22 protein-coding genes and 1 other RNA gene are annotated in these 22,797 nt (G+C 66.8%); 19 read left to right on the top strand and 4 right to left on the bottom strand.

What is annotated here, in order from left to right; translation table 11 throughout:
* The first annotated feature begins 51 nt into the window (after positions 1-51).
* The 3 genes from ACMGDH_RS00930 (at position 52) to rnhB (ending at position 2,410) form a co-directional block, all read left to right on the top strand.
* On the top strand, positions 52-276 hold the full coding sequence (locus ACMGDH_RS00930) for a DUF1272 domain-containing protein (RefSeq protein WP_436827195.1): 225 nt from the start codon (positions 52-54) through the stop codon (positions 274-276).
* Positions 277-612: 336 nt separating this feature from the next.
* Positions 613-1,770: a bifunctional hydroxymethylpyrimidine kinase/phosphomethylpyrimidine kinase gene (gene thiD / locus ACMGDH_RS00925; RefSeq protein WP_436826044.1), complete on the top strand. Its 1,158-nt coding sequence runs from the start codon at positions 613-615 to the stop codon at positions 1,768-1,770.
* Positions 1,763-2,410: a ribonuclease HII gene (rnhB, locus tag ACMGDH_RS00920; protein ID WP_436826043.1), complete on the top strand. Its 648-nt coding sequence runs from the start codon at positions 1,763-1,765 to the stop codon at positions 2,408-2,410. Before thiD ends, rnhB begins: the two co-directional genes overlap by 8 nt.
* 6 nt (positions 2,411-2,416) lie before the next feature.
* Here rnhB and ACMGDH_RS00915 read toward each other — a convergent pair whose 3' ends face one another.
* Together ACMGDH_RS00915 and ACMGDH_RS00910 are read right to left on the bottom strand one after the other, a co-directional pair.
* Complete coding sequence (locus ACMGDH_RS00915; protein WP_436826042.1) at positions 2,417-3,595, bottom strand: PQQ-dependent sugar dehydrogenase; 1,179 nt, start codon at positions 3,593-3,595, stop codon at positions 2,417-2,419.
* A gap of 24 nt (positions 3,596-3,619) precedes the next feature.
* Positions 3,620-4,786 (bottom strand): PQQ-dependent sugar dehydrogenase, encoded by a 1,167-nt coding sequence (locus ACMGDH_RS00910; RefSeq protein WP_436826041.1) that lies wholly within the window; start codon positions 4,784-4,786, stop codon positions 3,620-3,622.
* 143 nt (positions 4,787-4,929) lie between these two features.
* Here ACMGDH_RS00910 and ACMGDH_RS00905 point away from each other — a divergent pair, with 143 nt between their 5' ends.
* From ACMGDH_RS00905 to pnp, 11 genes are all read left to right on the top strand, one after another.
* The gene (locus tag ACMGDH_RS00905; RefSeq protein WP_436826040.1) at positions 4,930-6,858 is read left to right on the top strand and encodes an alpha/beta hydrolase family protein; all 1,929 of its coding nucleotides are present in this window, start codon (positions 4,930-4,932) and stop codon (positions 6,856-6,858) included.
* 142 nt (positions 6,859-7,000) lie between these two features.
* Positions 7,001-7,549, top strand: coding sequence for a ribosome maturation protein RimP (rimP, locus tag ACMGDH_RS00900; protein WP_436826039.1), 549 nt, complete (start codon positions 7,001-7,003; stop codon positions 7,547-7,549).
* Positions 7,549-9,180, top strand: coding sequence for a transcription termination factor NusA (gene nusA / locus ACMGDH_RS00895; protein ID WP_436826038.1), 1,632 nt, complete (start codon positions 7,549-7,551; stop codon positions 9,178-9,180). Before rimP ends, nusA begins: the two co-directional genes overlap by 1 nt.
* 55 nt (positions 9,181-9,235) lie before the next feature.
* Positions 9,236-9,934 carry a DUF448 domain-containing protein gene (locus ACMGDH_RS00890; RefSeq protein WP_436826037.1) on the top strand — a complete coding sequence of 233 codons (699 nt, stop codon included), beginning with the start codon at positions 9,236-9,238 and terminating at the stop codon, positions 9,932-9,934.
* A gap of 8 nt (positions 9,935-9,942) precedes the next feature.
* Positions 9,943-12,636: a translation initiation factor IF-2 gene (gene infB / locus ACMGDH_RS00885; RefSeq protein ID WP_436826036.1), complete on the top strand. Its 2,694-nt coding sequence runs from the start codon at positions 9,943-9,945 to the stop codon at positions 12,634-12,636.
* A gap of 255 nt (positions 12,637-12,891) precedes the next feature.
* Positions 12,892-13,290: a 30S ribosome-binding factor RbfA gene (rbfA, locus tag ACMGDH_RS00880; protein WP_436826035.1), complete on the top strand. Its 399-nt coding sequence runs from the start codon at positions 12,892-12,894 to the stop codon at positions 13,288-13,290.
* 19 nt (positions 13,291-13,309) lie between these two features.
* Positions 13,310-14,062, top strand: a complete 753-nt coding sequence (locus ACMGDH_RS00875; RefSeq protein WP_436826034.1) for a hypothetical protein — start codon at positions 13,310-13,312, stop codon at positions 14,060-14,062.
* 19 nt (positions 14,063-14,081) lie between these two features.
* Positions 14,082-14,666: a thymidine kinase gene (locus tag ACMGDH_RS00870; protein ID WP_436826033.1), complete on the top strand. Its 585-nt coding sequence runs from the start codon at positions 14,082-14,084 to the stop codon at positions 14,664-14,666.
* Positions 14,667-14,668: 2 nt separating this feature from the next.
* Positions 14,669-15,577 carry a tRNA pseudouridine(55) synthase TruB gene (gene truB, locus ACMGDH_RS00865; protein WP_436826032.1) on the top strand — a complete coding sequence of 303 codons (909 nt, stop codon included), beginning with the start codon at positions 14,669-14,671 and terminating at the stop codon, positions 15,575-15,577.
* A 21-nt stretch (positions 15,578-15,598) separates the two neighbouring features.
* Positions 15,599-15,868 (top strand): 30S ribosomal protein S15, encoded by a 270-nt coding sequence (gene rpsO, locus ACMGDH_RS00860; protein WP_436826031.1) that lies wholly within the window; start codon positions 15,599-15,601, stop codon positions 15,866-15,868.
* 214 nt (positions 15,869-16,082) lie between these two features.
* Positions 16,083-18,461 carry a polyribonucleotide nucleotidyltransferase gene (gene pnp, locus ACMGDH_RS00855; RefSeq protein WP_436826030.1) on the top strand — a complete coding sequence of 793 codons (2,379 nt, stop codon included), beginning with the start codon at positions 16,083-16,085 and terminating at the stop codon, positions 18,459-18,461.
* Between the two features lie 208 nt (positions 18,462-18,669).
* Here pnp and ssrA read toward each other — a convergent pair.
* Positions 18,670-19,015, bottom strand: a transfer-messenger RNA (tmRNA) gene (gene ssrA, locus ACMGDH_RS00850).
* Between the two features lie 103 nt (positions 19,016-19,118).
* Here ssrA and ACMGDH_RS00845 point away from each other — a divergent pair.
* On the top strand, positions 19,119-19,550 hold the full coding sequence (locus ACMGDH_RS00845; RefSeq protein WP_436826029.1) for an RrF2 family transcriptional regulator: 432 nt from the start codon (positions 19,119-19,121) through the stop codon (positions 19,548-19,550).
* Here ACMGDH_RS00845 and mscL read toward each other — a convergent pair.
* Positions 19,547-20,005, bottom strand: a complete 459-nt coding sequence (gene mscL / locus ACMGDH_RS00840) for a large conductance mechanosensitive channel protein MscL (RefSeq protein ID WP_436826028.1) — start codon at positions 20,003-20,005, stop codon at positions 19,547-19,549. The genes ACMGDH_RS00845 and mscL overlap by 4 nt on opposite strands.
* Before the next feature lie 116 nt (positions 20,006-20,121).
* Here mscL and ACMGDH_RS00835 point away from each other — a divergent pair, with 116 nt between their 5' ends.
* Genes ACMGDH_RS00835 through ACMGDH_RS00820 form a run of 4 tightly spaced genes read left to right on the top strand, consistent with a single transcriptional unit; the run spans position 20,122 to position 22,790 of the window.
* Positions 20,122-20,712 carry a LemA family protein gene (locus ACMGDH_RS00835; RefSeq protein ID WP_436826027.1) on the top strand — a complete coding sequence of 197 codons (591 nt, stop codon included), beginning with the start codon at positions 20,122-20,124 and terminating at the stop codon, positions 20,710-20,712.
* Positions 20,713-20,720: 8 nt separating this feature from the next.
* The gene (locus tag ACMGDH_RS00830; RefSeq protein ID WP_436826026.1) at positions 20,721-21,287 is read left to right on the top strand and encodes a TPM domain-containing protein; all 567 of its coding nucleotides are present in this window, start codon (positions 20,721-20,723) and stop codon (positions 21,285-21,287) included.
* Positions 21,284-22,120 carry a TPM domain-containing protein gene (locus tag ACMGDH_RS00825; RefSeq protein ID WP_436826025.1) on the top strand — a complete coding sequence of 279 codons (837 nt, stop codon included), beginning with the start codon at positions 21,284-21,286 and terminating at the stop codon, positions 22,118-22,120. The genes ACMGDH_RS00830 and ACMGDH_RS00825 overlap by 4 nt, the downstream gene beginning before the upstream one ends.
* A 1-nt stretch (position 22,121) precedes the next feature.
* Complete coding sequence (locus tag ACMGDH_RS00820; protein WP_436826024.1) at positions 22,122-22,790, top strand: TPM domain-containing protein; 669 nt, start codon at positions 22,122-22,124, stop codon at positions 22,788-22,790.
* The last annotated feature ends 7 nt before the right edge of the window (positions 22,791-22,797 follow it).

The raw sequence follows: 22,797 nt of genomic DNA, 5'->3' as shown, positions 1-22,797 counted from the left end.
CGGGGGAGGATAAGGGATTCGCAGGCGGTGCTTTCCGCGCTATCCGGGGTCATGCTCGAAATGCGCCCCGACTGCGAACGCTGCGGCACCGACCTTCCCGCTGATCAGGCTGGCGCCTTCATCTGCTCGTTCGAATGCACCTTCTGCGCCGAATGCGCTGACGAGGCCGATGAGATCTGTCCCAATTGCGGCGGCGAGCTGCTCGATCGCCCGGCGCGTGTCGGCGACGCGCTGAAGCGCCATCCGGCCTCGACCGAGCGGCGCTTTCGCGGCTAAGGTCTGTCCCGTCAAGTTGAACTACCCCCGAGCGGGAGGCAAATCAGGCCCTAATCGGCGCTGTCCTACAGCCCTGTTTTTATGGCAGGGCAGCGCCATGCGCTCCGCTGCTCGATTCGTCCGCCCGGGCCATCCGCCGCAGGGTCAAGCAACATCCAACCATATGGTTGAATGTGCCCTAAAAAGCGCGAATCGAGTCAAGCAAGTCAACCGGTCGGTTGACTCAGCTTTTCGCCCAAGACCTTGGATTTCTGTGGTATTATATTCAACCGTTCGGTTGGATGCGCCCGCGAAACTGCGAATCGAGTCGACCGCCAGCGTGACTTGCGTGCCCGCATGACTCCGCGCATCCTCATCATCGCCGGATCGGACTCCGGCGGCGGCGCCGGCATTCAGGCGGACATCAAGACCGTCACGATGCTCGGCGGCCATGCGATGACTGCGATCACAGCGATCACTGCGCAGAACACGCTCGGCGTCACTTCGGTCCACCCTGTCCCCACCGACATGGTGCTGGCGCAGATCGACGCGGTGGTGCGCGATCTCGGGGTCGATGCGGTCAAGATCGGGATGATCGGCTCCGCCCGCACGGCGCTCGCCGTCGCCGATCGGCTCGGCGATCTGCCGGGCGTGCCGGTGGTGTTCGATCCGGTGATGGTCGCGACCAGCGGCGCGACGCTGGCCGACGAAGCGACGGTCGCTGCGTTCGAGCGGCTGATGGATCGCGCCACGATCACCACGCCCAATCTGCCCGAGCTCGAAGCGCTCGGCCGCGATCCGCAGGAGCTGGTCGCCGCGCACGGCTGCGCGGTGCTGGTGAAGGGCGGGCATCGTACGGGTCCGCAGGTGATCGACCGGCTCTATTCGGCCGACCCGGAGGACCCACCCCAGATCGAGTGGAGCGATCCGCGGATCGAAAGCGATGCCGATCACGGTACCGGCTGCACGCTTTCCTCGGCGATTGCATGCGGGCTCGCCCAGGAATGGGACCTGCCCGCGGCGGTGACGCGCGCCCGCCGTTTCGTGCGGATCGCGATGCGCGAGGCGCCGGGGCTCGGCCGCGGTCACGGTCCCATGGGCCAGCAGACGGTGCGGCTCGATCTGAACATGAGCTTCTTCGAGCCGATGCTCAACCAGGTGACCGTGCCCGCGAAGGACCTCGCGGCGAGCGAGCGCTTCTACCGCCTGCTCGGGCTTCGCCAGATCGTACGCGCCGCCCCGCGCTACGCCCGCTTCGAGACCGAGGGCGGCGCGACCTTCTCGATCGCCACTGACGAGGGCTATACTGCGCCGGTGGCCTATTTCGAATGCGGCGATCTCGACGTCACCGTCGCCTATCTCCAGCAGCAGGGTATCAAGTTCGATCAGGAGCCCAGGGACGAACGCTGGGGCTGGCGCGAGGCGCGGCTGCGCGATCCGGCGGGCAATGCGATCCGTCTCTACCAGGCTGGCGAGATGCGCCGCTTTCCGCCATGGCGGCTCGACGATGACTAAGCTGTCCGGGCCCGACCTCAAGTTCGAGCGGAAATACAAGCGGCTGCACAAGGGGCCGGTGGCGGGCGTCGACGAGGCGGGGCGCGGGCCGCTTGCCGGGCCGGTGGTCGCCGCGGCGGTGGTGCTCGATCCGCGCTGCATCCCCCAGGGCATCGACGATTCGAAGGTGCTGACCGCCGCCAAGCGCGAGCGGCTCTGCGCCGAGCTGCTCGCCTGCGCACAGGTGGGCGTGGGGATGGCAAGCGTCGAGGAGATCGACACGCTCAACATCTTCTGGGCATCGATGCTGGCGATGTCGCGCGCAGTCGAGGCGCTGGGCTTCCGCCCCGCGTTCGTGCTCGTCGACGGCAATCGCTGCCCCGACTGGGATCACCAGAGCCATGCGGTGGTGGGCGGCGATGCGCTCTGCCTGTCGATCGCCGCGGCCTCGATCGTCGCCAAGCACAAGCGTGACTGCATAATGGACGAGCTCGACGCGCTTCACCCCGGCTATGGCTGGCGCTCGAACAAGGGCTATTCGGCCAAGGTCCACCAGGAGGCGCTCCGCACGCTCGGGCCCACGCCGCACCATCGCCGCAGCTTCTGGCGCGTGGCGCAGGCCGAGCTCGATTTCGGGCCGCGGGTGGAAGCGGCGGAGTAGTAGTCCTCAGCCGGGGACGAGCTTGAGCAGCCGGCCGCTGGCGGCGTCCTCGAGCACCCAGATCGCGCCGTCGGGGCCTTGCTCGACTTCGCGGATGCGCTGGCCGAGCCCGATCCGCTGGACCTCGGCGGCGCTGGTTTCGGTGAAGCGGACGCGGACCAGTCCCTGGCTGACCAGGCCGGCGATGATCGCATCGCCCCGCCAGTCGGCGAAGAGGTTGCCGGTGTAGAGGATCATGCCTCCGGGAGCGATGACGGGGGTCCACCAGGTGAGCGGCGCGACATAGCCGTCGCCCGGGGCATGGTCGGGAATGTTGCCGCCGCCATAGTGGCTGCCGTTGGAGACGTTCGGCCAGCCATAGTTGCCGCCGCGGACGATCAGGTTGAACTCGTCGCCGCCTTCGGGGCCCATCTCCTGCTCCCACAGGCGGCCGGCGGAATCGAAGGCGAGGCCATAGGGATTGCGGTGCCCCAGGCTCCAGATCTCGGTGCGTGCCCCGGCGGTGCCGACGAACGGATTGTCGGCGGGAACGCTGCCGTCGGCGTTGAGGCGGACGATCTTGCCCAATGTCTGGGCCATGTCCTGTGCCGGTGTCTGCAGGTTCCGCTCGCCCGCCGTGACGAACAGATGCCCGGTCGGCGCGAAGGCCATGCGGCCGCCGAAATGCTGGTTGCCGCTCACCTTGGGCGCCTGCCGCCAGATGACTTCGGTCCCACTGAGCCTAGCGCCGGACCCGTCCTCCACCAGCGTGCCGCGCGCCACCGCGAGCCCCGCACCGCCGGTGCCCGCCTCGGCAAAGCTCAGGTAGACGATGCGATTGCCGGCGAAATCCGGATGCAGCGCAACGTCGAGCAATCCGCCCTGTCCGCCGGCCGCCACCGCCGGAACGCCCCCGAGCGCCGCCGACTTGTCTCCGGCCTGCGTCACGATGCGGAGCGCGCCGCCCTTCTCGGTGACGAGCATCCGCCCGTCGGGGAGGAACACCATCGCCCAGGGCGAAGCGAGCGTAGCGACGGGCGTAGCGCTGACGCCACCGATCGGTGTTGGCGTGGGCGAGGGGGTGGGGGACGGCGTGGGACTTGGGCTGGGTGTGGGCGTGGGTGTGATCACGCCGCCATCGCCGCCGTCACCGCATGCCGCGAGCGCCATCAGCGCCGCGCCCGCCACCCACGCAAGTCCACGCATCGCCTCTACTCCCTGGGCGGGAACTCAGCCCGCGGGAGTCAAACGCAGCAAACGGCCTTGAGAGCCCTGGGCACCATCTTCGAGCAGCCACAGCGCGCCGTCCGGTCCTTCCTCGACTTCGCGGATGCGCGCGCCCATCGGCCATTGGTCACCCTTCTTCGCGTTGGTGCCGTCCACGTCGACGCGCACCAGCGACTGGCTGGAGAGCCCGCCGATGAACAGATCGCCCTTCCACTGCGGGAACATCTTGCCCGAATAGACGATGAGGCCGCCCGGCGAGATCACCGGGGTCCAGTTGACCTTGTACTTCTCGAATTCGGGACGGGTGTCGTGGTCGGGGATGTCGCGCCCGTCATAATGGCTGCCGTCGGAGACGATCGGATAGCCGTAGTTGCGGCCCGGCAGGATCAGATTGACCTCGTCGCCGCCCTTGGGACCCATCTCCTGCTCCCACAAATTGCCCGCCGAATCGAAGGCGATGCCGAGCAGATTGCGGTGGCCGTAGGACCAGACTGCCGGGTGGAAGCCCTTGGCGGCCAGCGGATTGCCGGCAGCGGGCGTGCCGTCGTCGTTGAGGCGCAGCACCTTGCCGAGCGTCGCCTTGGGGTCCTGTGCCGGGTCGAACTTCTGGCGCTCGCCGTTGGTGAAGAAGAGCTTGCCGTCGGGTGCGAAGGCGATGCGGCCGGAGAAATGGCCGTTGCCCGAGACATAGGGAGTCGCGCGGAAGATCACCTTGACGTTCTGAAGCGCAGGAGCGGCACCCTCGGCCAGCGTGCCGCGCGCGAGCGCGACGCCCTTCAGCCCTTCGGCGTTGGTCTCCGAGAAGCTGAAATAGACCAGCTTGTTGTCGGCGAATTTCGGGTGGAGCACCACATCCATCAGCCCGCCCTGGCCGTCGCTCATCACCGTCGGGATGCCGCTGACGGCGCTGCGCTGCTTGCCGTCTGCCGAGACGAGGAAGAGCGTGCCGCTTTTCTCGGTCACGAGCATCCGCCCGTCGGGAAGGAACGTCATCGCCCAGGGCGAATCGAAGTCCGCGACCGGAGTGACGGTGAACGGCCGGCCATCGGCTGCCGATTGGGCGGCGGCATTTCCAGGAGCCGTTGCATTGTCCGAAGTGCCGGAATCGGACGGAACGTTGCAGGCCGCGAGCAGTGCGGCCGACGCCAGGAAGCTGACCTGCGAGAGCATCGGGCAAACCTCATTTTATTGATCGGGGGAGCAACGCTTAGCCGACCGTTGCGCTCCCGTCATTGCCCAAGCGCATTTCGCTTGCATCCGCACCACCTGCCAAGTCATCGTACCGGGTGGGGAAAAGACTTGGGGGCAAGTCGATGTATTGGAAGTTGTTGAGCGCGCTCGCGCTCGTGGGGGCCGTCGTGCCGGTGGCGTCGTCGGCGGGCAAGGAGGATCCCGTCGCGGCCGCGGTGCCTACTGCCGCGGATTTCGGTGCGATCGCGTCGCTTCGGGCGCCGATTCTCTCTCCCGACGGTGTGCTGATCGCCGCGCGGGGAGTGAAGGACGGCAAGCCCGTGGTGCGTGTGACGGAAGCGTCGCTCGAGCCGACTGCGGTCAGGACCTTCCCGATTCCCAACAAGCATCAGGTGAATTGGCTGCGTTGGGCAGGGCCGCGCCTGCTGCTCGTAAGCCTCGGGACGACCACCAATTTGTTCGGCGAGGAGATGCGCATGACGCGTGTCGCGCTGATGGATTTCACGACCGGCAAGATCAGCCTGGTGGGCCCGCGCGACCAGGGGCTGATGGGCGACGACGTGATCCACGTCGACCGCGAGGGCAAGTTCGTGCTGCTTTCGACTCAGCCGAGCATCTACGAATATCCCGCCGTCTATCGCGTCGATCTCGCGACGGGGAAGTCCAACCGTATCGTGCGCGCGCAGGACCATGTCTGGAGCTGGTTCGCCGACAACAACGGCGTGGTGCGCGCCGGGATCGGCGCCAGCGGCAAGAAATGGTGGCTTCTCTATCGCGCCGCCGCCGATCAGGACTTCCAGCGCATCAAGCGCACCGTCGACGACGACGGTACCGAGGTCGACAAGTTCATTCCGCTCGACGGCAGCGACAAGGGCTTCGCGATCGCGGCGGGCGAGAGCGGCCGCTTCGGGCTCTATCGCTACGATTTCACGGCGGATCGGCTGGGCGAGCAGCTCTACGAGAATCCCGCGGTGGACATCGACGATTTCGACCTCTCCCCCGATGGGGCGGTGGTCGGAGTCTATTACACCGACGACAAACCCGAGGTCGCCTGGTTTGATCCCGAGCTCAAAGCGCTCCAGGGCCGAATCGACCGGGCGCTGCCGGGCAAGGTCAATCGCGTGGTCTCCACAAGCCGCGACAAGCAGCGCCTTCTCGTCTGGAGCAGCAGTTCGGATGATCCCGGCGCCTATTATTTCTACGATCGCAAGGTTCGCCGGATGGCCCCCTTCGCCGTCCCGTATGAGGGGCTGCACGGCAAGCGGCTCGCGACGATGGAGCCGGTTCGGTACAAGGCGCGCGACGGGCTCGAGATACGCGGCTATCTCACGCTCCCTCCGGGCAAGGGCGACAAGAACCTGCCGCTGGTCGTGATGCCGCACGGCGGCCCCTTCGCACGCGATGTCTGGGGCTATGATGCCTGGGTCCAGTATCTCGCGAGCAAAGGCTATGCCGTGCTCCAGCCCAATTTCCGCGGGTCCACCGGCTTCGGCAGCGGCTTCGTGGAAAAGGGCTATGGTGCCTGGGGCCGCGGGATGCAGGACGATATCGATGATGGCGTGAAGTGGCTCACCGGCCGCGGCACCGCCGATCCCAAGCGCGTGTGCATAATGGGTGCGTCGTTCGGCGGCTATGCGGCGATGTGGGCCGCGGTTCGAAATCCGGAGCTCTATCGCTGCGCGATCAGCTTCGCTGGGATTTCGGACGTGGCGTCTATGCTGCGATTCGATCGCAAGAGCTTTTCGGCGCCGCGCTACGCCCGCGACTGGCAGTCGCGCGTCCAGGGCGACAAGGATTTCGGGCTCGACCAGATTTCCCCGATCAAGATGGTCGACAAGCTCACCGTCCCGATCCTGATCGCCCACGGCGAGGATGACGACAATGTGCCGCTCTATCAGTCGCGCCGCCTGCACGAGGCGCTCGGCAAGGCCGGGAGGCGCCATGAATATGTGGTCTACGAGGGCGAGGGGCACGGCTTTGCGAACCCGATCAACGCCACCGATTTTCTGACCCGCGTCGGCAAGTTCCTCGACACGCACAATCCGGGCTGACGAGACGTTCGAGACCCCCCTTGCCGACTGGGCGGCAAGGGGATATATGGCCTGTGCTTTCTCGACATCGTCAAACATGCCGAGGTCGGGGCCCGCAGGGCTCCGGCGCCGAAGCTGCTTATCTGATTCCCGGAGTTGACGCGTGGCGGATATCGCCGAACTGACGAAGCTGATCGAACCCGAAGCCAAGGCGCTCGGGCTCGCGCTCGTGCGCGTCAAGATGTTTGGCGGCACCAGCGATCCGACGCTCCAGGTGATGGCCGAGCGCCCCGACACACGCCAGCTCAGCATCGACGACTGCGCCGATCTCTCGCGCCGTATCTCCGATCGGCTCGACGAGCTCGAGGCCGCGGGGCGGGATCCGATCGAGCATGCCTATCGGCTGGAGGTCAGCTCTCCGGGGATCGACCGTCCGCTTACCCGGCTCCAGGATTATGCGGACTGGAAGGGCCATGAAGCGCGGCTCAACCTGGTTGCGCCCACCGAGGACGGCCGCAAGCAGCTCACGGGAATCCTGAAGAGCGTGGATGGCGATCAGGTCACCATCGACGTCCGCAAATACCGCGAAGTCACGGTGCCGTTCGGCGCGATCGCCGACGCCAAGCTGCTGATGACCGACGCATTGATCGCAGCAACCGCGCCCCTTTCGACCGAGGGCGCCGAAGAGTTCGAGACAGAGGAACAAGACTGATGGCCACTGCCATTTCCGCGAACAAGGCCGAGCTGATCGCGATCGCCGATTCGGTCGCCAAGGAGAAGCTGATCGACCGCGCCATCGTCATCGAGGCGATGGAGGACGCGATCCAGCGCGCCGCCAAGAACCGCTACGGCGTCGAGAACGACATCCGCGCCAAACTCGATCCGGTTTCGGGCGACCTGCGCCTGTGGCGCGTGGTGGAAGTGGTCGAGGCGGTCGACGACTATTTCAAGCAGGTCTCGGTCAAGGATGCGCAGAAGCTTCAGCCGGGCGCGGTCGTCGGCGACTATATCGTCGATCCGCTGCCGCCGATCGAGTTCGGCCGCATCCAGGCACAGGCTTCGAAGCAGATCATCTTCCAGAAGGTCCGCGACGCCGAACGCGAGCGCCAGTTCGAGGAATTCAAGGACCGCATGGGTGAGATCATCACCGGCGTGGTCAAGCGCGTCGAGTTCGGCCATGTCGTGGTCGATCTCGGCCGCGCCGAGGGCGTGATCCGCCGCGACCAGCAGATCCCGCGCGAAGTGGTCCGCGTCGGCGATCGCGTTCGCTCGATCATCCTCAACGTCCGCCGCGAGAACCGCGGCCCGCAGATCTTCCTCAGCCGCGCGCATCCCGACTTCATGAAGAAGCTGTTCGCGCAGGAAGTCCCCGAGATCTACGACGGCATCATCGAGATCAAGGCCGCGGCCCGCGATCCGGGCAGCCGCGCCAAGATCGGCGTCATCAGCCACGACAGCTCGATCGATCCGGTCGGCGCCTGCGTCGGCATGAAGGGCAGCCGCGTCCAGGCGGTGGTGCAGGAGATGCAGGGCGAGAAGATCGACATCATCCCCTGGTCGCCCGATACCGCGACCTTCGTCGTCAACGCGCTCCAGCCGGCCAACGTCAGCCGCGTGGTGATCGACGAGGAAGAGGACCGGATCGAAGTGGTCGTCCCCGACGACCAGCTGAGCCTGGCGATCGGCCGCCGTGGCCAGAACGTCCGCCTCGCCTCGCAGCTCACCGCCAAGGCGATCGACATCCTCACCGAGACCGATGCGAGCGAGAAGCGCCAGCAGGAGTTCGTCGAGCGTTCGGAGATGTTCCAGAACGAGCTCGACGTCGACGAGACGCTCGCGCAGCTGCTGGTAGCCGAGGGCTTCAGCGCGCTCGAGGAAGTCGCCTATGTCGAGCTCGACGAGCTCGCTTCGATCGAAGGTTTCGACGAAGAGCTCGGGCAGGAGCTGCAGAGCCGCGCGCAGGAAGCGCTCGAGCGCCGCGAGGAGGCCAACCGCACCGAACGTCGCGCGCTGGGCGTCGAGGACGATCTCGCGACCATGCCCTATATGACCGAAGCGATGCTGGTCACGCTCGGCAAGGCAGGGATCAAGACGCTCGACGATCTGGCCGACCTCGCCACCGACGAGCTCGTCGCCCGCAAGCGCGCCGAGCCGCGCCGCCGCGGCAACGACGCGCCGCGTTCGGAGCGCCAAGAAGACAAGGGCGGGATCCTCGCCGAGTACGGCCTGAGCGAAGAGCAGGGCAACGAGATCATCATGGCCGCCCGCGCACACTGGTTCGCGGACGAAGAGCCGGCGGTCGACGCCGGTGGGGAGGACGCAATTGCGGACTCCGAGCAATGATACCCCGGCGGTAACGACCGACGCCCGCCCTCCCGCGCAAGCGGGAGAGGGGGCGGTGCGCACCTGCATCCTCAGCCGTGAGGAAGCGCCGCGCGAAGGATTGATCCGGCTGGCGATCGCGCCCGATGGCGAGGTGCTTCCCGATGTGCGCGCCAAGGCTCCCGGCCGCGGCGCGTGGATCGGGGTGGACCGTGCCGAGCTCGATGCGGCGCAGGCGAAGGGCCGGCTCAAGGGCGCGCTCTCACGCGCCTTCAAGACCGGCGACATCCGCGTGCCCGCCGATCTGGGCGAGCGGATCGCGGTGCAGCTTCAGCGCAACCTGCTCGATCGGCTCGGCCTCGAGTTCAAGGCGGGCCATGTCGCGATCGGCGGCGATCGTATCCAGAACGCCGCGCGTTCGGGCCAGCTCCACCTGCTGCTCCATGCGTCCGACGCGAGCGACGACGGCGCGCGCAAGCTCGCGCAGGCGTGGCGCGTCGGCTCCGATCGGGAAGGCACGGACCTCAAGGGGTTAACATTGCCGGTTCCGCGCACCATATTGTCCTTGGCGCTTGGCCGCGAAAATGTGGTACACGCCGGACTGACCGACGCCCGGGCGGCGAAGCGGGTGAGCGATGCGCTCGACCGCTGGCTGCATTTCATCGGACCCGATCCTGGCCACGAGCCTTGCGAAACCCGCTCGCAGGGCGCATCGGCACACGGGAACGACGCGCGACCGAGCGATCAAGACGAAGAACATACCGAAGGACTTTGAAGAGCCGCATGAGCGACACGGACAACGATAAGCCGAAACTGGGCATGCGCGCGCCGCTGGGACTGAAGCGCACGGTCGAGACGGGCAAGGTGAAGCAGAGCTTCAGCCACGGCCGCTCGAACACCGTGGTCGTGGAGGTCAAGCGCCGCCGCGTGCTCGGGCCGCAGTCCGGCGAAGCCCAGCCGCAGCAGGCCGAGGCTGCGCCGCCTCCGCCGCCCGCACCTGCGCCCGCTCCGCGGCCCGCCGCACCGGCACCGCGCCCCGCTGCCTCGAACGAGACTCCGCAGGAGCGCCAGGCGCGTCTGCTGCGCGAGGCCGAGGAACAGCGGATGCAGGCGCTCGAAGAGGCTCGCCGCCGCGAGGAGCGCGAGCGTGCCGAGGCCGCAGAGGCCGAAGCGCGTCGCGCCGAAGAGCGTGCGCGTGCCGAGGCGGAGGCAGCCAAGGCGCCCGAGCCTGCGCCCCCCGAGTCTGCACCCAAGGCGGCCGAACCTGCACCTGCGCCCGCCGCGGCACCCGAGCCGGCGGCCCCCGCGCCCCAGCCTGCGCCGCAGCCGATCAGCGTGCAGCTCGATCCGAGCCGCCCTGCGCCGCGCCGGTTCACGCCGGTGCAGCGTCCGGAAATCCCCAAGCCGCAGCCGAAGCCCGAGCCGCAGGCACAGCCGCAGCAGCGCCCCGAGCGCGAGGCCGCCGCTGCGCCTTCCGCTTCTGCGGCCGCGCGCCCCGGCGCACCCGCCCCCGTCGCGCCGCGTCGTGGGCCGGAGCCCGCGCGTCCGTCGCGTGATCGCAAGGGTGGTGACGACCGGCGCCAGTCGGGCAAGCTCACCGTCACGCGTGCGCTCGGCGGCGACGAGGGCGCCCGCGCCCGCAGCCTCGCCGCGCTCAAGCGTGCGCGTGAGAAGGAGCATCGTCGTGCGTTCGGCGGCCCGCGCGAGCCGCAGGCCAAGCAGGTCCGCGACGTAGTGGTGCCCGAGGCGATCACCGTCCAGGAGCTCGCCAACCGCATGGCCGAGAAGGGCGCCGACCTGGTGAAGGCGCTATTCAAGATGGGCATGATGGTCACCGTCAACCAGACGATCGACCAGGATACCGCCGAGCTGCTGGTCACCGAGTTCGGCCACAACATCACCCGCGTCAGCGAGAGCGACGTCGACATCCAGCTCGACACGAGTGAGGATCCGGAGGAGCAGCTCCAGCCGCGTCCGCCGGTGGTGACGATCATGGGTCATGTCGACCACGGCAAGACCTCGCTGCTCGATGCGCTCCGCGGCACCGATGTTGTCAAGGGCGAGGCCGGCGGCATCACCCAGCATATCGGCGCCTATCAGGTGACGCTGAAGGACAAGTCGAAGGTCACCTTCCTGGACACGCCGGGCCACGAAGCCTTCACCGAGATGCGCGCGCGCGGTGCCAACGTCACCGACATCGTCGTGCTAGTGGTGGCCGCGAACGACGGGCTGATGCCGCAGACGATCGAGGCGATCAATCACACAAAGGCGGCCGGCGTGCCGTTGATCGTGGCGATCAACAAGGTCGACCTCGACAGCGCGAATCCGCAGCGCGTGCGCGAGCGCCTGCTCGAGCATGAGGTTGTTGTCGAAGAAATGGGCGGCGACGTCCAAGACGTCGAAGTCTCGGCGCTGAAGAAGACCGGCCTCGACCAGCTGATCGAGAAGATCCAGCTCCAGGCCGAGCTGCTCGAACTGAGGGCCAACCCCGATCGCGATGCCGAAGGCACGGTGATCGAGGCCAAGCTCGACAAGGGCCGCGGCCCGGTCGCGACGGTCCTCGTTAGCCGCGGCACGCTGCGCGTGGGCGACGTGTTCGTCGTCGGCGCGGAAAGCGGCAAGGTCCGCGCACTGGTCGACGACAAGGGCCGCCAGGTCAAGGAAGCCGGACCGGCGATGCCGGTCGAGATACTCGGCCTCTCGGGCGTGCCGATGGCGGGCGATCCGCTGCAGGTCGTCGAGAACGAGGCGCGGGCACGCGAAGTCGCCGAATATCGCCAGGGCGTGGCGCTGCAGAAGCGCACGACCAACGCTCCTGCCAGCTTGGAGAGCATGTTCTCCGCGCTCAAGGAAAAGCAGGCGATGGAATATCCGCTGGTCGTCAAGGCGGATACCCAGGGCACGGTCGAGGCGATCGTCGCGGCGATCAACAAGATCAGCACCGAGGACATCAAGGCACGCGTGCTGCACGCCGGGGTCGGCGGCATCACCGAGAGCGACGTGACGCTTGCCGGCGCTGCCGGTGCGCCGATCATCGGCTTCAACGTCCGCCCGAACGCCAAGGCGCGCGAGATCGCCGAGCGCAACAAGGTCGCGTTCAAATATTATGACGTGATCTATGACCTCACGGACGAGATCCGTGCGGGCATGGCGGGCCAGCTCGGGCCGGAAGCGTTCGAAACCGTCGTGGGCCGCGCCGAGATCAAGGAAGTCTTCTCGGCAGGCAAGCACGGCAAGGCGGCGGGTCTGCTCGTCACCGAAGGCGCGATCCGCAAGGCGCTCAAGGCGCGCATCACCCGGGACGATGTCATCATCTACCAGGGCGAGATCGCATCGCTGCGGCGCTTCAAGGACGACGTTCCGGAAGTGCGCGCAGGCCTCGAATGCGGTGTCACGTTCACGCAGAACTTCACCGACATCAAGGCCGGCGACTATCTCGAGACGTTCGAAGTCGAGCTGCGCGAACGCACGCTGTAAATTTCCCTCTCCCCTTGTGGGAGAGGGAAGGGGCCCGCGCCGAAGGCGTGGGAAGGGTGAGGGGGAGATAGCCTGTTCACCCATTCCCCCTCACCTTTCCGCCGACTTCGTCGGCTCCCTCCCTCTCCCACAAGGGGAGAGGGAGCTTGAGGCGGCAACCGATGATTCGATCTTCGATTTCCCGATGCCCTCTGGTCGCCCGCGGTACGTTCACGGGCCGCGTCATGGAAGGCGCGATGGCGCGCCGAGGTTGAAATGAAGCACAGTAATCAAACCGAAGACCGTTCCGTCCGCCTGCTACGCGTGGGCGAACAGGTGCGCCACGTGCTGAGCGAAATCCTGCAGCGCGGCGACGTGCATGATGATCTGCTCGCCAAGCACATGGTGTCGATCACCGAAGTGCGCATGTCGCCCGATCTGCGGCATGCCACCGTTTTCGTGAAGCCGCTGCTCGGCAAGGACGAGGAGGCGGTGCTCAAGGCGCTGCGCACCAACACCGCCTATCTCCAGCGCGAAGTGGCGGCGCGGGTGAAGATGAAATACGCGGCCAAGCTCAAGTTCCTCGCCGACGAGAGTTTCGACGAGGGCAGCCATATCGATCGGCTGCTGCGCGATCCCGCGGTCGCGCGCGATCTCGACGGCGAAAAGGCCTGAGCCGGCGCGGGGTGCCATCATGCCGCGGCGCCCCAACTTCGCTGCACTTCTTCTTTCGGCGGTGATCGTCGCCACGGGCGCGCTCGCGGTTCTGCGCTGGCAGCCGGCAATTTCCGGCCTGGGCGTGATGCGCAGCGGTGATGGGTCGCAGGCCGGCGTGCCGCGCCGCGCCCCGCCGACTTCGGGCCCGGGCTGCCGCGAGGAGCGCCGGGTGATCCACGGCGGCTATCGCTTCCTTCCCGCCTGCTACGGCCATGCGCCTTCGTTCGACGGCGCTTACCTGGTGGTCAAGAACGCGGGCCGCGTCAGGGGTGTGGGGCTGGTGCGCGGCGGGAGCGGGGAGTCGCTCGACGATCTGGGGGTGCTCGACGACGGCGCGCCGTTCGTCCTCTTCTGGTCCCCGGTGAACTATCGTTTCTTCGCCAACCAGCAGCGCGACGCGGGAATGGAGCGCGTGCGCCTGTTCGAGCTCCGGGGTGATCGGGTTTTCGAGATACCAGCGCTTGCCGATGCGGCAAGCGAAGTGCTGCGGGCCGCGCGCGCCTGCCTCGATCCTGACGAGGTGATGGTCTCCGGCGTGCGCTGGAGCGCCGATGGGCGGCGTGTCGTGCTCCTCGCCTATGGCAGTCGGGAAGCTTGCGGCGGGAGCGGTATCTGGCGCCGACTGTGGATGATCGGCGATGTCGTCACCGGCCGTATTGAGCCGGCTTCGATCCGCCCGCATCGCGCGCGCCAGCCGCTTCCCTCCGACGGCCCTTACGCGGCGCTGTGAGCTGGGCTAGCGCAGCTTCATGGCCAAGCTCTATTTCTACTACGCCTCGATGAACGCGGGGAAGTCGACGACGCTGCTCCAGGCGGACTTCAACTATCGCGAGCGCGGCATGCGCACCCTGCTCTTCACCGCCGGCGCGCACGATCGCGGCGGACGCGGCGTGATCGACTCGCGCCTGGGCATCAGCGTGGCTGCCATTCCGTTCGACGCCGATACCGATCTCCGGCTGATCGCCGAGGACGAGCATTTCAGGGCGCCGCTCGCGTGCATCCTTGTCGACGAGGCGCAGTTCCTTTCCGCGCGGCAGGTCCGCCAGCTCGCGCATCTCGCCGATGAAGTGAGAATCCCCGTGCTCTGTTATGGCCTGCGGACCGATTTCCAGGGCAAGCTCTTCCCCGGATCGGCGGAGCTGCTCGCGCTCGCCGATGCGCTGGTCGAGATCAAGTCGGTGTGCGAGTGCGGACGCAAGGCGACAATGAATCTGCGTGTCGATGCCGCGGGGAATGCGGTGCGCGAAGGTGCCCAGCGCGAGATCGGGGGTAACGAACGCTATGTCGCGCTGTGCCGCCGCCACTTCATGCAGCGCACGGCGGCGGGCGAATAGCCATGCACGGCTGGATCATTCTCGACAAACCTCTGGGCCTCGGCTCGACTCAGGCGGTGAGCGCGGTCAAGCGCGCGCTGCGTACCGGCGGCTATGGCAAGTTCAAGGTCGGCCATGGCGGTACGCTCGATCCGCTCGCAACCGGCGTGCTGCCGGTGGCGGTGGGAGAGGCGACCAAGCTCGCCGGGCGGATGCTCGACAGCGACAAAGTCTATGACTTCACGATCCTCTTCGGCGTCGAGACGGATACGCTCGACGCGGAGGGGCGCGAGATCGCGGCATCCGATGTCCGCCCGGTGCTGGCGGCGGTGGAGGCAGTGCTGCCGCGTTTTACCGGACCGATCGAGCAGGTCCCGCCCGCCTATTCGGCGCTCAAGGTCGATGGCGCGCGCGCCTATGATCTCGCCCGCGCCGGGGAGGAAGTGGTGCTCGCGACCCGCAGCGTGACGATCCATTCGCTCACGCTATCCACGCCCGCGGGGGAGGATGGGCTGGACGCCGTCACCCTCACTGCGCATGTGTCGAAGGGCACCTATATCCGCAGCCTCGCGCGCGACATCGCGCATGCGCTGGGCACGGTGGGGCATGTCACGATGCTCCGTCGCACCAAGGCGGGCCCGTTCACCCTTGAATCCGCGATTTCGCTGGACAAATTGGCTGAGGCCGCTAAGGACCGCGCGCTTGAACAACTTCTCCTGCCGCTGAGGGCGGGGCTGGACGACATCCCGGCTCTATCCCTCACTCCCGACCAGGCAGGGCTGCTCCGCAGGGGGCAGGTTCTGGCCGGGACCACTGCTGAAGACCCTGATCTTAGGGATGGTCAATATTTCGCGATGCTGGACGATGTGCCGATCGCGCTGGTGGAGGCTCAGTCCGGACTTGTCCGGGTCGTCCGCGGGTTCAACTTGTAAAGCGATGTCGAAGGAAAACGCATGTCGATCACGCAGGAGCGCAAGGAAGCGCTCATCAAGGAACACGGCCGCGAGAGCGGCGACACCGGCAGCCCCGAAGTCCAGGTTGCGATCCTCACCGAGCGGATCCAGAACCTCACCGAGCACTTCAAGAGCCATGCCAAGGACAACCATTCGCGCCGCGGCCTGCTGATGCTGGTCAACAAGCGCCGTTCGCTCCTCGACTACCTCCGCAAGAAGGACGAGGGACGGTACGCAGAACTCATCGCGAAGCTCGGCCTTCGCAAGTGACGCAATCGTTCGGCCCGCTTCGGCGGGCCGTTTACGTATTGCGTCATCCCCGCGCAGGCGGGGATCCAGGGCTCCGGGCGAGGTGCTTGTGACCCTGGGCTCCTGCTTTCGCAGGAGCACAATGGAGAGCGGCAATTCGGCCGATCTCCACGGACCAAACCGGTCCGACTCATAGGCCCCGCTGGCATCCGGCCGGCGGAGTGAAGGAAATGAAATGTTCGACAAGAAGACTGTATCGATCGAGTGGGGCGGCAAGACGCTGACTCTCGAAACGGGCAAGGTTGCCCGCCAGGCCGACGGCGCGGTGATCGCGACCCTCGGCGAAACCGTGGTACTGTGCGCCGTCACCGCCGCGAAGACCGTGAAGGAAGGGCAGGACTTCTTCCCGCTCACCGTCCACTATCAGGAAAAGTTCAGCGCCGCCGGCCGTATCCCGGGTGGCTTCTTCAAGCGTGAGCGCGGCGCGACCGAGAAGGAGACGCTCGTCTCCCGCCTCATCGACCGCCCGATCCGCCCGCTGTTCCCCGAGGGCTTCTACAACGAGATCAACGCCATTGCTCAGGTGCTGAGCTATGACGGCGAGAACGAGCCCGACATCCTCGCGATGGTCGCTGCTTCGGCTGCGCTGACCATCTCGGGCGTGCCCTTCATGGGCCCGATCGGCGCCGCGCGCGTCGGCTATGTCGACGGCGAGTACGTCCTCAACCCGACCGACGAGCAGGTTGCCGCAGGCGAACTCGACCTGGTCGTCGCTGCCACCCACGATGCCGTGATGATGGTCGAATCCGAAGCCAAGGAGCTTTCGGAAGAGATCATGCTGGGCGCGGTGCTGTTCGCGCACAAGGCGTGCCAGCAGGTCGTCAAGGCGATCATCAGCCTGGCCGAGAAGGCCGCGAAGGATCCGTGGGAGCTCAAGACCGACGACAGCGCCGCTGGCGTCAAGGCCGAGCTCAAGAAGCTGATCGGCAAGGACATCGAGGCGGCCTACAAGACCACGCTCAAGTCCGAGCGTTCGGCGCTGCTCAACGACGCCCGCGCCAAGGCGAAGGCCGCGATGGCAGAGAAGACTCCGCAGGAGCAGCTCGTCGCCGCCAAGCAGGTCAAGAAGCTCGAGGCGGACATCGTCCGCACCGCGATCCTCAAGACCGGCAAGCGCATCGACGGCCGCTCGACCACGCAGATCCGTCCGATCGAGGCGGAAGTCCACTTCCTGCCGCGCGCGCACGGCTCGGCGCTGTTCACTCGCGGCGAGACCCAGACGATCGCGACCTGCACGCTCGGCACCCGCGACGCCGAGCAGATGATCGACGGTCTGGGTGGCCTCAGCTACCAGCATTTCATGCTGCACTATAACTTCCCGCCCTATTCGGTCGGCGAAGTGGGCCGCTTCGGCGCCCCGGGCCGCCGCGAAGTCGGCCACGGCAAGCTGGCGTGGCGCGCGCTGCACCCGGTGCTGCCTACCAAGGAGGAGTTCCCCTACACGATCCGCCTGACCAGCGACATCACCGAGTCCAACGGCTCGTCGTCGATGGCGTCGGTGTGCGGTGGCTCGCTCTCGCTCATGGACGCCGGCGTGCCGATCAAGCGCCCGGTGTCGGGCATCGCGATGGGCCTGATCCTGGAAGGCAAGGAGTTCGCGGTTCTCAGCGACATCCTGGGCGACGAGGATCACCTCGGCGACATGGACTTCAAGGTGGCGGGCACGTCCGAAGGCATCACCACGATGCAGATGGACATCAAGATCGCCGGCATCACCGAGGAGATCTTCAAGACCGCGCTGATGCAGGCCAAGGAAGGCCGCGCACACATCCTGGGCGAGATGGCCAAGGCGCTCGATCACACCCGTGAGGAGCTGTCGGCACACGCGCCGCGCATCGAGACCTTCACGATCGACAAGTCGAAGATCCGCGAAGTGATCGGCACCGGCGGCAAGGTGATCCGCGAGATCGTCGCCACCACCGGCGCCAAGGTCGACATCGACGACGAAGGCGTGATCAAGGTCTCGTCCTCGGATCCGTCGCAGATCGAAGCCGCCATCAAGTGGATCAAGGGCCTGGTCGAAGAGGCCGAGGTCGGCAAGGTCTACAACGGCAAGGTCGTCAACCTCGTCGATTTCGGCGCGTTCGTGAACTTCATGGGCGGCAAGGACGGTCTCGTCCACGTCTCCGAGATCCGCAACGAGCGCGTCGAGAAGGTCTCGGACGTCCTGAGCGAAGGCCAGGAAGTCAAGGTCAAGGTTCTCGAGATCGATCCGCGCGGCAAGGTCCGCCTGTCGATGCGCGTCGTCGATCAGGAGACCGGCGAAGAGCTGGAAGACACCCGCCCGGCACGCGAGCCGCGTGAGGACCGTGGTCCGCGCGGTGAAGGCGGCCGTGGCGGCGATCGCGGCGACCGTCGTCGCGAAGGTGGCCGCGGTGGCGATCGTGGTCCGCGTCGCGAAGGCGGCGGCGATCGCGACCGCGGCCCGCGCGGCGAAGGCCGTGGCGGCGAGCGCAGTGACCGCGGCCCGCGCCGCGAGCGCTCGGAAGGCGGCAAGGACGAAGGCGGCGAGAACATCGGCCTGCCTGCGTTCCTCACCGGCGGTGACGATTGATCTGATCGCCGGCGGCGCAAGCTGAAACGAAGAAGGGCTCCGGGAAACCGGGGCCCTTTTTTGTTGGGAGCTGCGATCCGAAAACGATTCCTGGGAGCGGGCTGCGGGAGATGGAGCGCGGAGCGTCTCTCTCGACAGCCTCCGGACGAACGCAATGCGGAAAGGAAGGTCCAGGGGGTTCTGTTGCCCGGCCCCCCTGGCGGCCGCTGGAATCCACTTCTGTTGCCCGGTGTGGTCCGACCGCGCATTTTGGAATAACCTTAGGCCGTTAGGCCGTGGGGTTACGCCGCAATAGCGAGTGCTTCGTTATCGTTGGCACTTGTGTGATGGACCGTCACAGTGGCCCACGCTGAGAGATAGTCGGCGCTTTTCAACACACGTCGATCCTGGTTCGGCCCCGTCAGAAACGGTGTCCAGATACACCACCGGTTATGGTGGAGCCGCCGGGTACTGCCCCCGGGTCCGCTGCGTCTATTGCACGCCGTCGTTTATCCCCATAGCCGGCCGAAGCCGGCAGAACCCATATAGGGGCTCGGGCGATTAATGAAAAGGTCAGGTGAAGGCAGCTAGCAACTGCGCCGTCGATGCCACCGCGGCGGCGGAATTTTTTCCGGAAGTCTTCACAGCGCCGCAATCAATTGGCATGGGAGGTGCATCATGCTGACGCAGCGTTCCCGATACGCACTCCGCGCTATGCTGTTCCTCGCCGCGCAACCGGCGAGCGGTACTCCCGTGCCGATGAACCGGATCGCGGTCGAGGCGAACGTGCCGCGCAAGTTCCTCGAGCTGATCCTGGCCGACCTGCGCGAGGCGGGCTTCCTCCTCTCGACACGCGGCAAGATGGGCGGATATCGGCTCGCGCGCCCATCGCACCTGATCTCCCTGGGCGAAGTGATCCGTGTGATCGAAGGACCGCTGGCGCTAGTGCCGTGCGTGAGCCGCACCGCCTATCGCCCGTGCAAGGACTGCAAGGACGAGGCGACCTGCGCCATCCGCCAGGCGATGGCGCGCGTGCGCGACGAGACTGCTCGGATCCTCGACGGCACCAGCCTGGCCGATGCCGTCGCGGAGGACCTGGCAGCCGCCTAGGCGGGGCTGTTGGAGCGCTTCAATTCGTCGCGGATCTCGCGCAGCAGCACCACATCCTGGGGCTCCGGTTCGGGGGCTGCCTCGTCGGCCGCCTTCTCGCGCTCGACGACCGCGATCGCGCGGTTCACGAAACGCACCAACAGGAAGATGATGAAGGCGAGGATCAGGAAGTTGATCACGACCGTCACGAACTGGCCGAAGCCGAGCAGCGGGACGCCCGCTTCCTTCAGTGCGGCATAGTTGGTGAGCGAGCCGGTGTAGCCCGCAGGCACCGGCCCCAGGCGGAGGAAATAGCTCGAGAAATCTAAGCCCCCGAAGATCGCGCCGACTAGAGGCATGATCAGATCGTCGGTCAGCGATTTGGTGATCGTGCCGAATGCGGCACCGATGATCACGCCCACGGCAAGGTCGATCACGTTGCCGCGCGCGATGAACGTCCGGAACTCCTTCCACATGCCATCAGTCTCCCTGTTCGGTTGGATCGTTGCACCTTGTGTCCGATTTCGCTTTCGGGCTCCAGTGTGATTGCCGTATAAGACACCATGGTCATGGGTATGGAGGATCATTCCCGATGAAGTTTCGTGCCGGTCTCGCGCTCGTCTGCGCCGCGCTGCTCTCGGCCTGCGGGCTCAACAGCATCCCCACCGCCGAGGAAACCGCCAAGGCGCGCTGGGCGGACGTGCAGACCAATTATCAGCGCCGCGCCGACCTGATCCCCAATCTGGTCGCGACGGCCAAGGGCGCCGCCGCGTCGGAGGGCAAGATTCTGGCCGATGTCACAAACGCCCGCGCCAATGCGACGCGGATCACTCTGAGCGGCGAGCAACTCAGCGATCCCGCTGCGATGCAGCGCTTCGCCGAGGCGCAGAACCGGCTGTCTGCGGCCATCGTGCCCTTGCAGCGGCTGCAGGAGGCCTATCCCGACCTCAAGAGCCAGGCGAACTTCGCCACGCTGATGAGCCAGCTGGAAGGCACCGAGAACCGCATCGCGATCTCGATCCGCGACTATAACGCCGCGGTGCAGGCGTATAACACGCGCATCCGCACCTTCCCCGACGCAATCGGCGCCAAGATCTTCTATGGCGCCAAGCCGCTGACGCCCTTCCAGGCCAAGGAAGGCGCCGATACCGCCCCGACGGTTGATTTCGGGAACGGCAGCTGATCCAGCGGGTGTTTCTCCTCCTTCTCGCCGGCGCGCTCACCGCTTGCGGTGCCGCGCCGGTGCAGAACGTCACCCGGCCAACTGACGCGTTGGCCGGCTGCGGTACAGCTCCGACGGCGATTCTCGCCAAATCGACGACTGTCGGCAAAGCGGCGGCGCCACCGTTCGCGCCGCCGGCGCTCACCGGGCGTGTGGTCGACAATGCCGATCTGCTCGCGCCTGCCGAAGAGGCGGCGCTGGCCGACAAGTCTGCCGCTCTCGAAAGCGCTACGGGCCATCAGTTCGTCATCGTCACCTTGCCCAGCCTCGATGGACGCTCGATCGAGGAGGTCGGCCTTGCCCTCGGCAACGGCTGGGGCATCGGTCGCAAGGAGGCCGACGACGGGGTGCTGCTCGTCGTCGCGCCCAACGAGCAGAAGGTGCGGATCGAGGTCGGCTGCGGCCTTGAGGCCGCGCTCACCGACGACGAGGCCAAGGCCATCCTCGACACAGAGGTCCTGCCGCGTTTCGGCAAGGGCCAGATGGTGGAAGGCATCGAAGCCGGAAGCCGCTCCATCATTCGTGAGATAACATGATGAACCCGTTGCGTTTCCTCCTGGCGCTGCTCCTCGCGCTGATCCCTTTGGCGGCGAATGCGCAGCCGAGCTTTCCCAAGCTCGAAGGCCGGGTGGTCGATGCCGCGAACCTGCTCTCGCCGGAGCAGGAAGCGCAGCTCACTCAGCTTTCCGCCGAGGTCGAGCAGGCATCCTCGCGCCAGTTCGTGGTCACGACCATCCCCGATCTGCAGGGCTATGACATCGCAGACTACGGCTACCAGCTCGGCCGCGCCTGGGGGATCGGACAGAAGGAGGCCAACAACGGCATCGTGCTGATCGTCGCGCCCAACGACCGCAAGGTTCGGATCGAAGTCGGCTACGGGCTCGAGCCGATCATGACCGACGCACTGTCGAGCCAGATCGTCAACGACACGATCATCCCGCGGTTCAAGGCGGGCGACATGCCGGGCGGGATCATGGCCGGCGCGCAGGCGATCGGCGAGCAGATGAAGCTGCCGCTCGAAGCCGCCGAGGCCCGCGCGCTGGAGGCGAGTCAAAAGGCCGCCACGCAGCCGCGCAAGGCCCGGAGCAACGGCGGCAATGTGCCGTGGGGGCTGATCTTCTGGGGGGCGGTCCTGCTGTTCGTGGTCCTGCCGATGATCGCCGGCCGCGGCGGAAAGCGGCGCGGACGGCGCTATCGTGGCGGCGACGGCGGCGCCTTGCCGATCGTGCTGTGGACGATCGCCAATGAGATGGGCCGCCATTCGAGCGGTGGCGGCGGCTGGGGTGGCGGCGGCGGCTGGGGAGGCGGTGGCGGCTTCTCGGGCGGTGGCGGATCGTTCGGGGGCGGCGGCGCCTCGGGGAGCTGGTGAGATGCGGTTGAGCTCCGAAGACCATGCGCGGGTGACTGCGGCCGTCACTGAAGCCGAGGCGCATACCGACGGCGAGATCGTTACCGTCGTCGCGCGCAGCTCGGATGCCTATCACGACGTGGCGCTGCACTGGGCGGTGCTGGCGATGCTGCTGGTGCTGGCGCTGCTCGCGTGGCAGCCCGGGCCGGTCGAATGGCTGCACGCGCAGCTGGTCGACGGCTGGTCTGAAACGCTGCCAGGCTGGTATCTGGCCTTTGCGCTGCTGCTGATGGTGGTGGTGTTTCTGGCGGTGCGCTTCGCCTTTGCCTGGGATGCGCTGAGGATGCTGGCGACGCCCGGGGCTACCAAGACGCGCCGCGTGGGCCGGCGCGCGCTCGCGCTGTTCCGCACCGCGGCCGAGAAGCGCACCAAGGCCTCGACCGGCGTGCTGCTCTACCTGAGCCTCGCCGAGCACCGCGCCGAGATCATCGCCGACGAATCGATCCACTCGAAAGTCGCACCCGAAGTTTGGGGCGAAGCGATGGCAGCGCTGATCGCGGCGGTGAAGGACCGTCGGCCAGGCGACGGCATGGCCGAAGCGGTGACGCGGATCGGCAAGGTGCTCGCCGAACATTTCCCACGCAGCGACGGCGACACCAACGAGCTGCCGGATCGGCTGATCGAGATTTAGGATCTGC

The organism is Sphingomonas radicis (assembly GCF_051400635.1).
In the GTDB taxonomy this organism is placed as follows: domain Bacteria; phylum Pseudomonadota; class Alphaproteobacteria; order Sphingomonadales; family Sphingomonadaceae; genus Sphingomonas.
This window is presented reverse-complemented; position numbering and strand designations above follow the sequence as displayed.

Excerpts from the sequence above, each read along its gene's own strand:
- ACMGDH_RS00910 (WP_436826041.1), bottom strand. The coding sequence starts at position 4,786 with ATGCTCTCGCAGGTCAGCTTCCTGGCGTCGGCCGCACTGCTCGCGGCC.
- ACMGDH_RS00845 (WP_436826029.1), top strand. The coding sequence starts at position 19,119 with ATGCTGACGCAGCGTTCCCGATACGCACTCCGCGCTATGCTGTTCCTC.
- ACMGDH_RS00870 (WP_436826033.1), top strand. The coding sequence starts at position 14,082 with ATGGCCAAGCTCTATTTCTACTACGCCTCGATGAACGCGGGGAAGTCG.
- ACMGDH_RS00835 (WP_436826027.1), top strand. The coding sequence starts at position 20,122 with ATGAAGTTTCGTGCCGGTCTCGCGCTCGTCTGCGCCGCGCTGCTCTCG.
- ACMGDH_RS00825 (WP_436826025.1), top strand. The coding sequence starts at position 21,284 with ATGATGAACCCGTTGCGTTTCCTCCTGGCGCTGCTCCTCGCGCTGATC.
- infB (WP_436826036.1), top strand. The coding sequence starts at position 9,943 with ATGAGCGACACGGACAACGATAAGCCGAAACTGGGCATGCGCGCGCCG.
- thiD (WP_436826044.1), top strand. The coding sequence starts at position 613 with ATGACTCCGCGCATCCTCATCATCGCCGGATCGGACTCCGGCGGCGGC.
- truB (WP_436826032.1), top strand. The coding sequence starts at position 14,669 with ATGCACGGCTGGATCATTCTCGACAAACCTCTGGGCCTCGGCTCGACT.
- ACMGDH_RS00820 (WP_436826024.1), top strand. The coding sequence starts at position 22,122 with ATGCGGTTGAGCTCCGAAGACCATGCGCGGGTGACTGCGGCCGTCACT.
- nusA (WP_436826038.1), top strand. The coding sequence starts at position 7,549 with ATGGCCACTGCCATTTCCGCGAACAAGGCCGAGCTGATCGCGATCGCC.
- mscL (WP_436826028.1), bottom strand. The coding sequence starts at position 20,005 with ATGTGGAAGGAGTTCCGGACGTTCATCGCGCGCGGCAACGTGATCGAC.
- ACMGDH_RS00915 (WP_436826042.1), bottom strand. The coding sequence starts at position 3,595 with ATGCGTGGACTTGCGTGGGTGGCGGGCGCGGCGCTGATGGCGCTCGCG.
- ACMGDH_RS00905 (WP_436826040.1), top strand. The coding sequence starts at position 4,930 with ATGTATTGGAAGTTGTTGAGCGCGCTCGCGCTCGTGGGGGCCGTCGTG.
- rnhB (WP_436826043.1), top strand. The coding sequence starts at position 1,763 with ATGACTAAGCTGTCCGGGCCCGACCTCAAGTTCGAGCGGAAATACAAG.
- rbfA (WP_436826035.1), top strand. The coding sequence starts at position 12,892 with ATGAAGCACAGTAATCAAACCGAAGACCGTTCCGTCCGCCTGCTACGC.
- ACMGDH_RS00930 (WP_436827195.1), top strand. The coding sequence starts at position 52 with ATGCTCGAAATGCGCCCCGACTGCGAACGCTGCGGCACCGACCTTCCC.
- rpsO (WP_436826031.1), top strand. The coding sequence starts at position 15,599 with ATGTCGATCACGCAGGAGCGCAAGGAAGCGCTCATCAAGGAACACGGC.
- ACMGDH_RS00875 (WP_436826034.1), top strand. The coding sequence starts at position 13,310 with ATGCCGCGGCGCCCCAACTTCGCTGCACTTCTTCTTTCGGCGGTGATC.
- pnp (WP_436826030.1), top strand. The coding sequence starts at position 16,083 with ATGTTCGACAAGAAGACTGTATCGATCGAGTGGGGCGGCAAGACGCTG.